This window comes from Paenibacillus sp. AD87, assembly GCF_001659845.1.
Classification (GTDB): domain Bacteria; phylum Bacillota; class Bacilli; order Paenibacillales; family Paenibacillaceae; genus Paenibacillus; species Paenibacillus marchantiae.
On the sequence record NZ_LXQN01000007.1, the window covers coordinates 1,342,273 to 1,355,409 of the forward strand.

Annotated in this window: 18 protein-coding genes; 17 read left to right on the forward strand and 1 reads right to left on the reverse strand. The window is 46.5% G+C overall.

Annotated elements, in window-relative coordinates:
* Nucleotides 1-414: 414 nt before the first annotated feature.
* From gpAD87_RS06150 to gpAD87_RS06205, 12 genes are all read left to right on the forward strand, one after another.
* Nucleotides 415-1,008, forward strand: coding sequence for an RNA polymerase sigma factor (locus tag gpAD87_RS06150; protein WP_053780698.1), 594 nt, complete (start codon nucleotides 415-417; stop codon nucleotides 1,006-1,008).
* Complete coding sequence (locus gpAD87_RS06155) at nucleotides 1,005-1,640, forward strand: anti-sigma factor family protein (RefSeq protein WP_063566780.1); 636 nt, start codon at nucleotides 1,005-1,007, stop codon at nucleotides 1,638-1,640. The genes gpAD87_RS06150 and gpAD87_RS06155 overlap by 4 nt, the downstream gene beginning before the upstream one ends.
* A gap of 40 nt (nucleotides 1,641-1,680) precedes the next feature.
* The gene (locus gpAD87_RS06160; RefSeq protein ID WP_064636864.1) at nucleotides 1,681-2,280 is read left to right on the forward strand and encodes a histidine phosphatase family protein; all 600 of its coding nucleotides are present in this window, start codon (nucleotides 1,681-1,683) and stop codon (nucleotides 2,278-2,280) included.
* A gap of 235 nt (nucleotides 2,281-2,515) precedes the next feature.
* On the forward strand, nucleotides 2,516-3,634 hold the full coding sequence (locus gpAD87_RS06165; protein ID WP_064636866.1) for a hypothetical protein: 1,119 nt from the start codon (nucleotides 2,516-2,518) through the stop codon (nucleotides 3,632-3,634).
* 44 nt (nucleotides 3,635-3,678) lie between these two features.
* A complete protein-coding gene (locus gpAD87_RS06170) occupies nucleotides 3,679-4,185 on the forward strand; it encodes a gamma carbonic anhydrase family protein (RefSeq protein ID WP_063566783.1) in 507 nt (168 codons plus the stop codon).
* A 23-nt stretch (nucleotides 4,186-4,208) separates the two neighbouring features.
* Nucleotides 4,209-4,388: an IDEAL domain-containing protein gene (locus tag gpAD87_RS06175; protein ID WP_063566784.1), complete on the forward strand. Its 180-nt coding sequence runs from the start codon at nucleotides 4,209-4,211 to the stop codon at nucleotides 4,386-4,388.
* Between the two features lie 164 nt (nucleotides 4,389-4,552).
* The gene (locus gpAD87_RS06180; RefSeq protein ID WP_064636868.1) at nucleotides 4,553-4,975 is read left to right on the forward strand and encodes a DUF2487 family protein; all 423 of its coding nucleotides are present in this window, start codon (nucleotides 4,553-4,555) and stop codon (nucleotides 4,973-4,975) included.
* 193 nt (nucleotides 4,976-5,168) lie between these two features.
* A complete protein-coding gene (locus tag gpAD87_RS06185; RefSeq protein WP_063566786.1) occupies nucleotides 5,169-5,711 on the forward strand; it encodes a QcrA and Rieske domain-containing protein in 543 nt (180 codons plus the stop codon).
* 15 nt (nucleotides 5,712-5,726) lie between these two features.
* On the forward strand, nucleotides 5,727-6,398 hold the full coding sequence (gene qcrB, locus gpAD87_RS06190; RefSeq protein WP_017687726.1) for a menaquinol-cytochrome c reductase cytochrome b subunit: 672 nt from the start codon (nucleotides 5,727-5,729) through the stop codon (nucleotides 6,396-6,398).
* A gap of 21 nt (nucleotides 6,399-6,419) precedes the next feature.
* Complete coding sequence (locus tag gpAD87_RS06195) at nucleotides 6,420-7,301, forward strand: menaquinol-cytochrome c reductase cytochrome b/c subunit (RefSeq protein WP_063566787.1); 882 nt, start codon at nucleotides 6,420-6,422, stop codon at nucleotides 7,299-7,301.
* A 113-nt stretch (nucleotides 7,302-7,414) separates the two neighbouring features.
* The gene (locus gpAD87_RS06200; protein ID WP_064640765.1) at nucleotides 7,415-8,041 is read left to right on the forward strand and encodes a DUF1405 domain-containing protein; all 627 of its coding nucleotides are present in this window, start codon (nucleotides 7,415-7,417) and stop codon (nucleotides 8,039-8,041) included.
* A gap of 66 nt (nucleotides 8,042-8,107) precedes the next feature.
* Nucleotides 8,108-8,977: a sporulation protein YpjB gene (locus gpAD87_RS06205; RefSeq protein WP_064636870.1), complete on the forward strand. Its 870-nt coding sequence runs from the start codon at nucleotides 8,108-8,110 to the stop codon at nucleotides 8,975-8,977.
* 105 nt (nucleotides 8,978-9,082) lie between these two features.
* On the opposite strand, the gene gpAD87_RS06210 is transcribed toward gpAD87_RS06205, so the two are convergent.
* Nucleotides 9,083-9,952: a YitT family protein gene (locus tag gpAD87_RS06210; protein WP_063566789.1), complete on the reverse strand. Its 870-nt coding sequence runs from the start codon at nucleotides 9,950-9,952 to the stop codon at nucleotides 9,083-9,085.
* Between the two features lie 173 nt (nucleotides 9,953-10,125).
* On the opposite strand from gpAD87_RS06210, the gene gpAD87_RS06215 reads away from it, so the two are divergent.
* From gpAD87_RS06215 to bshB1, 5 genes are all read left to right on the forward strand, one after another.
* The gene (locus gpAD87_RS06215; RefSeq protein WP_024630636.1) at nucleotides 10,126-10,455 is read left to right on the forward strand and encodes a nucleotide pyrophosphohydrolase; all 330 of its coding nucleotides are present in this window, start codon (nucleotides 10,126-10,128) and stop codon (nucleotides 10,453-10,455) included.
* Between the two features lie 52 nt (nucleotides 10,456-10,507).
* Nucleotides 10,508-11,032 (forward strand): tetratricopeptide repeat protein, encoded by a 525-nt coding sequence (locus gpAD87_RS06220; RefSeq protein WP_231952453.1) that lies wholly within the window; start codon nucleotides 10,508-10,510, stop codon nucleotides 11,030-11,032.
* Nucleotides 11,033-11,113: 81 nt separating this feature from the next.
* Nucleotides 11,114-11,917: a 4-hydroxy-tetrahydrodipicolinate reductase gene (gene dapB / locus gpAD87_RS06225; protein ID WP_064636872.1), complete on the forward strand. Its 804-nt coding sequence runs from the start codon at nucleotides 11,114-11,116 to the stop codon at nucleotides 11,915-11,917.
* Nucleotides 11,918-11,944: 27 nt separating this feature from the next.
* Nucleotides 11,945-12,385 carry a methylglyoxal synthase gene (gene mgsA, locus gpAD87_RS06230; protein ID WP_024630633.1) on the forward strand — a complete coding sequence of 147 codons (441 nt, stop codon included), beginning with the start codon at nucleotides 11,945-11,947 and terminating at the stop codon, nucleotides 12,383-12,385.
* The gene (bshB1, locus tag gpAD87_RS06235; RefSeq protein WP_064636874.1) at nucleotides 12,382-13,083 is read left to right on the forward strand and encodes a bacillithiol biosynthesis deacetylase BshB1; all 702 of its coding nucleotides are present in this window, start codon (nucleotides 12,382-12,384) and stop codon (nucleotides 13,081-13,083) included. The genes mgsA and bshB1 overlap by 4 nt, the downstream gene beginning before the upstream one ends.
* Nucleotides 13,084-13,137: the final 54 nt, after the last annotated feature.

Here is a 13,137-nt window from a genome sequence, read left to right on the forward strand (position 1 = left end):
TAATCCTTGCATCAAAGTGGAATAGATCTTCATTTGGAACTGAAATTTTGAATTAATTCTTTATTCACACAAACTTTTTGAGGCCTTCGTTCGTCCAATATAAGAGTGGCTTCACAAAAGGGATAAAATTGAAGTCATGGACGAGAAAACGGCCGCATAATAATGACTGGTCGGGCTTCAATGAAAGCCATGGATTTGCCAGGACGATGCAGACCGTTGTACAATAAATACTGTTAATGTAGAAACGTTGGGGAAATTGCCATTACATAGGGGAATTTGGCGGGAAGGCCTGTTTTGGCGCTGAACGCTGTTTTATGCGGTGAAAACCGCAACTTTTTTGTGCCTGTTCGGTAATACATGGATAGAGTCGAACGGGGAGAAGCACATGGATGGGCGAGGAGGGGTCGCACTCAAATGACGGATTCCCAGTTGATTCGAGAGATCAAGGAAGGTAACCTGGAGTTATATTCCGAGCTGATGAGTCGTTATCAGCGTAAAATACTGGCTTTCGTATATCATATGTTGAAAAGTTCTAATATGGAGCTGCTTGCGGAAGATCTCTGTTCTGAGACTTTCTATAAGGCGTTCCGCAGTCTGCACTCATTCCGAGAGGTGGATGCCTCATTCTCAACCTGGTTATATACCATTGCGAGAAATACGGTACTGAGTGAGCTTCGCAAACAGCGTAGTGGGAGTGTTCCACTTGAAGAGAGCGGTATTGTACCTGTTGCTCCTTCTGAGAATGCGCCAGAGCATGCTGTATTGCGCAGTGAGCGGGTGATGCTGGTTAGGGATGCAATTAACAATTTACCGGAGAAGCAGCGTTCTGCCATTATACTCCGAGAGTATGATCAACTAGATTACCAGGAGATTGCAAATATTCTTGGGCAGAGCGTCAGTTCTGTAAAATCGTTATTGTTCAGAGCAAGGTCAAGCGTAAAAACTCAATTGGAACCTTATTTCTTCGAACCGGTCTACGAGCCATATGAAGGGATGAAGAACAGATGAATTGCAATGAAGCCCAGGAACTGTTTGCACTGGTCTGGGACTTGCCGGAAGCTCATCCTCAGCGAATTGCATTTCATGCTCATCTCGCTGGTTGTGAAGATTGCTCGCAGCAATTTGAGGTGTGGGAAGAAGCTCAAATTCTGATGCACAGCATACCGGTCCCAGTGACAGAACAACAAGCAGAGAAAGTGAACCGTAATGTTATGGACCGGATCTATGCGGAGTCTCCATGGCTACTGCCGGAAGAGGCAAAGGTTAATCGTTTCTCTGCTGTAATCCGCAAGCATATGTCTTTGTGGATTGCTGCGTTCCTGGCAATTTTTTTATGCAGCTTTCTGTACATGGCGATGTTTAAGCCAGACGTATCAGAAGCTGAGCAGACCAACGTGGTCTCTACGGGCATTTTGGAGACAGGAGTAGCGGGCAGTGAGCCTTCTTCCTCCGGATTGTACAAGTACAACATGACGGGAGCGGACAGAGGCAGTATTATTGAGCCCTTCGTTGTGAGCATGGGCCCAGCGTATCCTCAGTACTGGATGGCGTTGTCGCTGCTTGCAATAGGTATGGCTCTGTTCTCTCTTGGACGGATGCATCGTACAACGAACAAACGCAAACAAGGTGCACGTGCTTAGGTAAGGCTTTCGTTCACCGTATAGAGAAATGAGGGATGAGATGCGGATCGGGCTTATTCGTCACGGTCTAACCGACTGGAATGCGGCAGGACGTATTCAGGGACAGACAGACATACCTCTGAATGCAGAAGGTCGTGAGCAAGCTGAGCGTCTGGGTAGACGTTTGCTTACCGAAGAGTATCGCTGGGACCACATCATTACGAGCGGGCTGTCTAGGGCTCAGAAGACGGGAGAGATTATCTCCGGGCTATTGAATGTTCCTTTGCTGGAGCCAGATGCACGCTTGAAGGAGCGTGCCTTTGGTCAGATTGAAGGTCTGACGTCCGAAGAGCGTGTTGCTCGCTGGGGCGCTTCCTGGGAGACGCTTGATTTGGGACAGGAACAGATTGCTGATATTCAGACACGTGCATTGGGCTTTCTGGAGGATTTATGGGAGGCTCATCAGGACCAAAATGTGCTGATTGTCTCCCATGGCGCTTTTTTAGCCAATATGCTATCAGCTTTGTATAAAGACCGCTATACGGAACGAATTGGAAACCTGTCGCTTACGATCCTGGAGAAGGAACGTGAAGATTGGAGACCATTGCTTTACAACTGTACACGACACCTTTCATTGGATCTGGCAAAACAACCTGAGTAATTACTCAGGTTGTTTTTTTGCGTTATAGCAATTTATAACTGTCATTCTATATGATTTTGAACCTCTCATTCTTCTTCTGAGCAGGCAACTTCGGGCATAGTATGGTTAAAACATAAAAGATTTGCAAAAAAGAGGTTTAGATCATGGGAATTCCGTCAACGATATTTACAAAACCAAACTACTCCAGGCCCCGAATCAACAGCCAAAAAGTAGTCAAGGGCGAGGCGATGGACCCATGAATCTAGCGGATATGCTTACTTTTGCCGATATCGGCCAGCTTAATCGAATAGCAGACTATTACCAGTGCGAGTGTAAGCCCAATTCCAAACATGAACTCATCCAGAGTATTCTCACTACATTGGGCAGCAGACCTTTTTTTGAGCAGCAGGTTCGTGAACTAAACCAGGTAGATCTGCGATTTTTGAACAACTTGCTGTTTGATGCCCGTCAATACTTCGGTATGGAGGAACTTGTCGCCATTGCTCGTCAATCGATGGATAAAAAAGATAGCGAGGCTGGAGCCAGTCCACGTGATCTTATCGTACGCTTCACGAAGAGTGGATGGTTGTTCAATGGCACAACTCAACAGACCAGGTATCTGTATCAGGTACCCCAGGATTTGCAATTGAGGTTTCGGGATGTGTTATCCACTCACCTGAAAGCCGGCATTGCACAGACGAGCGAGCCGCCCGTTTACCGGGATGAATACCATCTACTCGCAGATGATCTGAAACTGTTTCTACAATTTGTCCAGCAGCATGAAATAGCACTAAACGCAGAAGGCATGATGTATCGTCGTTCTCAGCAGCAGATCATGGAGCATTTGCATGTGAGTGAGGCGCTGGTGAGTAAGGCAGGATGGAGATTTGGTTATGGTCGTTCGTTCAAAGACTACCCCGACCGATTTGCGTTCATCTATGACTACGCTTTTCATCATCGTCTGGTCCGCGAGGAGCAGGGCACGCTGAAATTGTCACCTTCCGGTGAAGACAAGCTGGGGGCAGAGAAAACAGCTGAGATGATACAGCTATTTCGGTTTTGGTTAAGACTTTATAAAGGTGCTATTCCCAATCTGTCCTCCATTGTGTACTGGACAGGGGAATGTGCAGCTAGCTGGTCCACAGCAGAGTCTTTGTTCCGACAGATTGGTCCCTACATCCAGCCGTTCTATTATGACACTGCAGAGACGATTTATGACAACAGGATACTCAAAATGATGCTGCATCTAGGCATGCTTCGTATTGGAGAGCATGCAGATGGGCGAACAGTACAAATGACAGCATGGGGTTCACGCCTTGCGTCATCCTGTCGCTCGCTATCCGGGGATATTACCCCCGTTATGTTTGACAAGTGAAGGACAAGTTGCTAAAATCACTCCCAAATTAAGGAGTGATACTTATGATAATTCCATACAAAGGTATGCAACCACAGTTACACCCTTCGGTATATATGGCTGAAGGCGCCAAACTAATAGGTGATCTGACAATGGGTGAAGAATCTACGATCTGGTTCAATGCTGTGCTGCGCGCCGATCTGGCACCCATTGTGATTGGACGGCGCTGTAATATACAGGATAATGCTGTTGGACACGTCAACACGGATCAACCTTTGATTTTGGACGACGATGTATCGGTAGGGCATTCTGCGATTATCCATGGATGTCGTATCGGAACAGGTTCGCTGATTGGTATGGGCGCTATCCTTCTCAATGGAGCCGAAATTGGTGAATATACGCTGATCGGGGCCGGTTCTGTTGTTACTGAAAATACTAAAATTCCGCCCTATACCCTTGCTTTGGGCACACCAGCCAAAGTGATACGTGAGTTGACTGATGCAGATCTTGAGCGGATGTCGAGAACTACACTAGGTTATGTTGCCAAAGGAAAGGAGTATAGGAGCTCTTAAATCCGTTTTGGAGGTGCATCCTATTGGATAAAATGAAAGTTACGTATGAAGTCATGTTGGGGCTGGCTGCTGAGATGGTGTGGGACGACGCGCTTCGTAAACAGCGCAGCGAGAAGCTGTATATGGAAATCGATAATGCATTGGCTACCGGAGACGAAGTAGCTTTCCGGAATCTGACGGATGAACTGAAGGCCATAAACTGATGAGCATGTAAAAATAAATATATAACACAGGAAATGCGTGAAACACGCATTTCTTTTTTGCGTTCACGACCATTCCTGCACGGAAAAAGTATCAATCTCTGGATTTATAATATAAGCTCATATATAATATGGGAATAAAATGGATAGAGAGGGGAATTAGGGAATTGAAATTCAGTGAGATGACTCAAGACAGCTGGGCGGAACTGCAACTCTATCTGGATACATGCCTTATTCCATATACAGCCCTAACGGGCAAGCAGTCTCCAGTTGAAGCAACTGAAGCGTTGGAGCGGCTTAGAGATTTTTTGGATCTAGTGGAGATTCCGTTTAAAGGGCGTATCATGACTTACCCTGCATTCCATTATGCGTGTCCGGATATGTCAATGGCATTAAATACCTTATCCGAACAACTCAAATCTTCCGGTTTCAAATATGTGGTTATAATGTCATCTGATGGTGTGATGGAACAGACCCAAATTACTTCTGCAGATTTGGTATTAAGTCGTTCTGTTTTAATTCAAGAGGTTGGAGACGAAGGGATTTCGCGTTTTGTCGGGGAAAAAATCCGTGAGTTATGGAAAAGATGACCTACCTGTGACAAATGTGACAATTTACCAACACTTTTTTAATAACGCTTACAAATGAACCTTAAAAATGTGTGACAAATTCTTGACGGTGTTCTAGGGCTACTATATGATTATGTATGTTCTAGTAAGTCGTGGAATTTCTGATAATGAAAACGATTAAGAGAGTTGGCTGAAAAAGGGGGTTGGAGACAGTATGAGCAGTGAGCATGACCAGCACGAAGCTTCGATGAAATTGCCAAGCCGCATGGAAATGTCACGCAGGCAGTTTTTGACGTACACGCTTGGTGGAGCTACAGCCTACATGGCCGCCGGTGCAATACTTCCCATGGTCCGTTTTGCGGTGGACCCGATTTTGCAGCACAAGGGAGAAGGCACCTCTGTCAAAGTAGCGGAAATCAGCAAAATTACGAATGAACCTCAAGAATTTACGTTTGAAGTGAAACAGCAAGACGGTTGGTATTTGAGCAATGCTTCGTTAATCGCCTGGATCAGGAAAGATGAACAGGGCAAAATCTATGCGCTTTCACCCATTTGTAAACATTTGGGATGTACCGTAGGTTGGAACAGTGATAAGCAGTATCCCGACGAATATCATTGTCCGTGCCATGGTGCGCATTATACCAAAGAAGGCAAGAATCTTGCCGTAGCCCCGAAGCCGCTGGATGAGTATGTGGTTAAGGAAGATCAGGGTTGGGTTTATCTGGGCGACATTGTTCCGAACACCCGAGTCAAATAGGAGGCGTGAACGCAGATGTTTAAAAATGTCTATGACTGGATTGACGAGCGTCTCGATATCACGCCAATTTGGAGGGACGTTGCGGATCATGAAGTTCCAGAGCACGTAAACCCGGCTCATCACTTTTCCGCATTCGTGTACTGCTTTGGTGGATTGACGTTCTTTATCACTGTTATTCAAATTTTGTCAGGGATGTTCCTGACCATGTATTATGTGCCTGATATTATTAATGCTTACGCCAGTGTCGAGTATTTGCAGACCAAAGTAGCCTTCGGCCAAATTGTACGCGGGATGCACCATTGGGGAGCCAGTTTGGTTATCGTTATGATGTTCTTACATACGATGCGTGTATTCTTTACCGGCTCTTACAAAGCACCACGTGAGATGAACTGGGTTGTCGGCATGCTGATCTTTTTTGTCATGCTGGGTCTCGGGCTTACCGGGTACCTGTTGCCTTGGGATAACAAAGCATACTTTGCAACCAAGGTTACTCTAGAGATTGCGAATACGGTTCCTTGGCTGGGGCCGATCATTAAGGAATTCCTGCAAGGCGGAACTATTGTAGGTGCGCAGACGTTAACACGGTTCTTTGCCCTGCACGTCTTCTTCCTTCCGGCTGTGCTTCTGGTGCTTCTGGTCGGTCACTTTATTATGATCCGCAGACAGGGCATTTCGGGACCACTATAATCTGAGAAGGGAGGAATCGACATGGCTCACGGACACAAGTCAGATGACCAGGAAAAGATTATCTTCGTCGGGGACTCACGCGTCCGTAAAGGCGCGGGGTTTATAACTCCACCGGATTACACGGCGTATCCCGGCAAATCAGAGGCTTTTATTCCTAACTTCTTGCTGAAGGAATGGATGGTTGGTGTTGTTGTACTGGTTGGTATTCTAGTATTAACGATTTCGGAACCTGCACCATTGGGCTATCCGGCCAATCCAAGTGCATCGGTTATCCCGATGCCAGACTGGTACTTCCTTTTTCTGTATCAGTATTTGAAATACCCATATGCCTCAGGTGATTATGTCCTGCTCGGGGTACTTGGAGTCAGTGGAGTTGCTTTCGGCGCTTTATTACTCGCTCCTTTTCTCGATACAGGCAAGGAGCGGCGTTTCTACAAACGTCCGATTGCATCATCACTTATGATTCTATCGGTGATGGCCGTTTTCTACCTGACCAATGTTGCATGGACACACTACTCGCATGAGTTGGAAGCAAGCGGCCAGAAGCCGGAACATATTCAGCGTGAAGAAGAAGCGCGTGAGAAACACGCGCAGGGTCTGCCTACCTCCAATGCGGCAGGTCAAAAAGAAGAAGTGGCGATCGTTGAGAAGGATGACCCTGCAATGGAAACCTTCAAAAAGGCCGGATGTATCGGATGTCATGCGGCTGATATGAAGGGAGCAGGAGGACCTTCGCTTCGGGGTGTGGGCGACAAACACAGCCAGGAAGAAATCCTGACGATTATCAAAGAAGGATATAACAGTATGCCTGCTCAGTACGACAACGCCATTGCTCAAGGGCTGACAGATGATGACATCAATCACCTGGCAGAATGGCTTGCGAAACAGAAGGCAGAACAGTAAAATCGAAATAAGCAATGAAACCTGATCGTTTATGCGGTCAGGTTTTTTTGAGGCGTTTTTCGCAAAACCTATCTTTGGAACGCAGAACACATATGATGGAAGGGGCAGAGAATGTGGCTTTATCGTATTTTTGGAGCCGGGAATTTCTAACGAACCGTTATTTCCTGTGGCTTCTTTTTTGGTGTAATGCATTAGGAACAGTATATGGATACATATGGTACGGGGATCAATTGGAATATACGCTGGCACAGCAACCACTATGGCAAATTGTGTTTGTGCCGGACAGTCCGACGGCGAGTCTGTTTTTTACACTATCCTTGTTGTGGATTTTGTACAAGCCGAAATCGATGCTTCTAAATCGGATTGGTCATGTCATACAGGCGCTTGCTGTGGTTACTTCGGTAAAATACGGCGTTTGGGCAGTCTCCATCATTTTTGCAGGCTGGATGCAGGGGGGCGCACAGAACTGGCAGGATTGGATGTTAATTGCGTCGCATAGCGCCATGGCTATTGAGGCTCTGCTGTATGTGCGGTTCTTTGGGTTCCGTTGGGGTGCTCTGGTGATCGCTGCCTTGTGGACGCTGTTAAACGATACGATGGATTATACCTATGACATTTTCCCTTGGCTGCCCGCATCGCTGATGGACCATCTGGATGGTGTGCGCAACTTCACAGTGGGACTGACGCTTGTGAGCATTCTCTGTGCATGGCTTGCATTGAGACAGGCCAAACGGACCTGATTTCCTAATGTAAGCTTGTTCTAAGGAACGCCGGCCCGCCATACATTGATGGTGGGAGGGATGTCCATGAAGAGAACGTTCAGGATCAAAACTGGATTTATGGTGGTGTCGTTCATGACTCTACTGTTCTGGACGAACTTGTCATACAGCGTATCAGCGGAAAGTACAGGTGCGAACGGAAATACAGATCAGCAAGTATTAGCCAAAAATTCAATTCAGCAATTAAATGAAGAAGCGGCCCTGCTGTATCGACATGCCTTGGAGAATGATATTGAAGAGGTTAGAGGCAGTATTTTGCGAATCAGTAAAGGTCTGGAGCATATATCCTTTGAGGGTCAGACGACAGTAGAAGGCATTCATGCCCTATCCGAGACCATTGTTGAAGTGAAAGAAGCTGCGGTCAGGGTGAAAAGTGATGATGCATCTCTGCAGCAGGCCTCTGCCAAACTTCGACTTGCGGCAGACAGTCTTGCGAACCCGGCCAAACCTTTATGGCTCCAGTATTATAAAATCGTAAAAAATGATATTGATGCGCTATCAACCGCGGCAAATCAACAGTTAAGTTCGGCGATAATAGCAAGTCGCTACGCCTTACTGGAGGAGCATTACGAGACGATCCGGCCTGCGGCGATGATCCGCCGTGAACCTTACGAGATCGCCCAACTGGACGCCTGGTTGTCTCATACCAAGGGTCTGACTGCGGCCAAGCAGACTGACATCGCACAATTGAAGAGTATGGTAACCCACGGTGAAGAGTTGGTGAACCAGTTGTTTGGTCGGGAAAAGGACGAAAGTGCCTTCGTACCGTTTGTTCAGGGGCCCAATCGCAGGGCAGCCGGATTGCTCATTACTTCCATAATCATAGCAACGCTAAGTTATGCGGGTTATCGTAAATATCGGGCACAGCAACAAGGGATTTTTCCTTTTCGGCGTTAAGCCATTACTGTTATCACGATATGACAAAGACCTCTTTCTACAAGGCAGGCCATTCCGTGGCCTTCTCTTGGGGAGAGAGGTTTTCTTTTTTGTAGAAGTAAAAGGTCAACTTTCCTTAAACCCTTCTCCATGTACATCATGCACATCGCTAATAATAACAAATGCTCTAGGATCAACCGAACGCACAATCGTCTGCAAACGTCGGAATTCCTGCCTGGAGATGACACAGTAAGCAACATGTTTGGCCTGCTTCGAATATGCACCAATGGCGGGAATGAGCGTTACACCGCGGTCCATATCACGGGTAATCAAATCTGCAATCTCAGGTGCATGGTCACTGATGATCATAAATGCGCGAGCCGAATAGGCTCCTTCCTGAATGAAGTCGATCACTTTAGAAGCGATAAACACAGCTACAAGGGTATACAGTATTTTTTCTTTGGGAATGTAGACGAGGGAGATACCAATAATGATGAAATCGATACCTAATAGTACACGTCCCATACTCCAGCCATATTTTCGATTAAGAATGCGGGCAATGATGTCAGAGCCACCTGTCGTTCCACCCCAGCGGAATACGATGCCAAGCCCTGCTCCCAATGTAACTCCAGCGTAAAGTGCTGCAAGTAAAAGATCATTCTGGGTATGCAGCGGTTCAATCCAACCAAGATGAATCATTTTTTCAAATAACCACAGGAACACCGTAAGTGCTCCTATACCCACACCTGTATAGATCATCTGTCTGCCGCCCAAAATCTTAAGCCCCACCAGAAAGAGTGGAATATTAACAACCAAGGTTGTAAGCGAAGGAGAGATGTTGAACGCATAATTTAGCAGGACCGTAATCCCGGTTACGCCGCCTTCCATGAGCTGGTTGGGGATGATGAAGTACAGAAGTCCAAAGGCATATAATGCCGTACCCAATAGGATGGGGAGAATCAATTTGAATTGAACCCAGGTTTTGGAAGTGCTCATAAGTTCCCTCTCCATTTTACAAATTAGAATGAGAAAGCAATCATTCCCATCTTAGTATACCTGTTTATCGATTCTTTAAAAATGATTTGTCGTTTATGATGGTGGAAGTGAATCTAAATAACTGATATATTAGGAACAAATACGACACAATTTCAAAAGGAGAATCCGTTCTCATGGAGAAAAGCATTGCAGAAATGCAGCGTGAGGTTGATCTGTATATTTCCCAGTTCAAAGAAGGATACTTCAGCCCGCTGGCCATGCTCGCCCGTATGTCTGAAGAGGTGGGAGAGCTTGCAAGGGAAGTGAATCACGAGTTCGGTGAAAAACCGAAAAAATCTTCCGAAGCAGACAATTCCATTGAGCTTGAGCTCGGTGACATTTTATTTATCACGATTTGTTTTGCTAATTCTCTCGGGATCGACCTGGCAGAGGCGCACGACAAAGTCATGCATAAATTTAACACACGCGATGCAAATCGGTGGACGCCAAAAAACACCGATTAGGCGTAGATTACATATGCTGTACCATCACCTCAATGAGGGAGGGACAGCTTGGATGATGAAACCGGAAGAGTATATGCAGCATGCGTACCGCTGTATTTTGCAAAATGATTTTGAGCAGGCGATTCGTTGGTTCGAATCTGCCATTGATGCTCACCCGGAACATGCGGAGCTCTATTATCGTTGTTCCATTACACATGCCCGCAGTCACCACTTGGCTCCAGCGCTTGAATATGCGCGTAAGGCTGTTGAACTGTCACAGGGGATAGAGGAATATGTTTTGCATTTACAGACCCTGGAAGCCAAACAGATAAGCCTTCAGGCCAAGGTGTTGCTTGAACAGGCAGGAGACGGAACGCATGAACGATATGTGCAGGCGGCCGATCTGCTGAAACAGGCAGTTAAACTTGACCCGTTATATGTGGAAGCGCATATCATGCTTGCTCTTGCTTACAGCGATCTGAATGAGTTCGACCTTGCAACCCGTACCGTTCGTGACGCATTGTTGCTGGACCCGCAGAATGATCAACTGGATCTATTGTTACAGGAAATTAAGCAGCGTATGAAATCCATTCAATAAGATGCCATTTCATAACGGGATGGAAATCGTTTGAACTGGATTCAACCAAATGAACCAACATAGTGAGGAGATGCAGTCAAGATGAGTGAAGTAATAAGAGTTGCCGTAATCGGAGCGGCTGGCCGGATGGGCCGTGAAGTAGTGAAACTGGTGCTTCAAGATCCTGAACTGGAGCTCGCCGCAGCGGTCAACCGCTCCGGAGTAGGCACGGATGCCGGAACACTTGTCGGTCTACCCGAATGTGGGGTGCTTTTGACCGATGATATCGAGATGGCTTTTGCAGAGACTAAACCGCAGGTTATGGTGGACTTCACAGTCCCTCAATATGCCTTTGCCCATACAGAAATTTCCATTCGTCACGGAGTAAGACCTGTTATGGGTGTTACCGGCTTTACGCCGGAGCAGATCGAACAGCTGGACAAGCAGTGTCAGGACAAAGGCATTGGAGGGTTGATTGCCCCTAACTTCTCAATCGGTGCTATTCTGATGATGAGATTTGCTGCACAGGCTGCCAAACATATGCCGAATGTGGAGATCATCGAATATCACGGGGATCAGAAGCTGGATGCTCCTTCGGGTACAGCAATCAAAACAGCCGAGCTAATTGCAGCAAACCGTGAGGAACTTCGTCAGGGCAATCCGAATGAAGAAGAGACGATCGAAGGATCGCGTGGCGGATATTATAATGGATTCCGAATTCATAGCGTACGGTTGCCGGGAGTATTCGCCCAGCAGGAAGTGGTATTTGGAGACTTTGGCCAATCCCTCAAAATTCGTCATGACTCCTATGAACGTGCAGGTTATATGCCTGGTGTTAAGATTGGTGTACAGAAGGTTATGGAATATACAGGACTTATCTACGGATTTGATCACTTTATCGACTAAAAGAGGTAACACTAAAAGGAGATTGTCATGTTGAAAATTGCATTTATTGCCCATGATCGCAAAAAAGAAGAGATGGTTAACTTCGTGACAGCCTACGAAAATGTATTTACAGACCATCAACTATACTCGACAGGTACAACAGGTCTTCGCATTATGGAAGGAACCTCTTTACAGATCCATCGGTTTGAATCCGGTCCACTGGGCGGGGATCAACAGATCGGAGCCTTGGTTGCACAAAATGAGATGGATCTGATAATTTTTCTGCGTGATCCATTGATGGCACAGCCTCATGAACCAGATATTAACGCTTTGCTGCGTCTGTGCGATGTACAGGGGATTCCGCTTGCTACGAATATTGCAACTGCAGAGATTCTCGTTAAAGCGCTCGATCGCGGTGATTTTGGCTGGAGAGAGCTTGTACATAAATACAAGCCTGAGGGTGGATTGAATTCGGGTGATGCTCAATGAGTTTGGACATTCTCATATTTGGTGCACACGCGGATGATGCAGAGATTGGGATGGCAGGAACGATTGCCAAACATACTGCAGCTGGACTGAAAGTAGGCGTGTGTGATCTGACCCGGGCGGAGATGTCTTCCAACGGGACGGTAGAGCGCAGAGCCGAGGAAGCGGAGCAAGCCTCCCGCGTCCTCGGTCTTTCGTGTCGAAGCAATCTCGGTTTGCCTGATCGGGGGCTGTATATTACTCCAGAACACATCGAGGCTGTGACTGTCGAGATACGGCGTCATGCCCCTCGAATCGTGTTTGCGCCATATTGGGAGGATCGTCACCCGGATCATGTGATGTGCAGCAAACTGGTGCAGGAGGCTGTCTTTAATGCCAAGCTTAGAAACTATATGCCGGACATGCCCGCAGTTCAGGTGAAAGAATTGTATTTTTACTTTATTAACGATATCGGACCAACGGATTTGATTGTGGATATTACGGAACACTATGAGCAGAAGGAAAATTCATTGCTCAGTTATCGATCTCAGTTCGAATTGGGAGAAGGCGCAGTTGCCACTCCATTGACTCAAGGATATATTGAACGTGTGAAAGCTCGGGATTCTTTGCTCGGACAGCGGAGCCTTATTCCATTTGCAGAAGGATTCGCTAGCATTACACCTTATGTGGTTCATCAATTTGGCCAAGCAGCCAAGTCATAAAACGATCGAACTTGCTCGTATAAATCATTTATCAATTGCATTTCCGTTGCATTA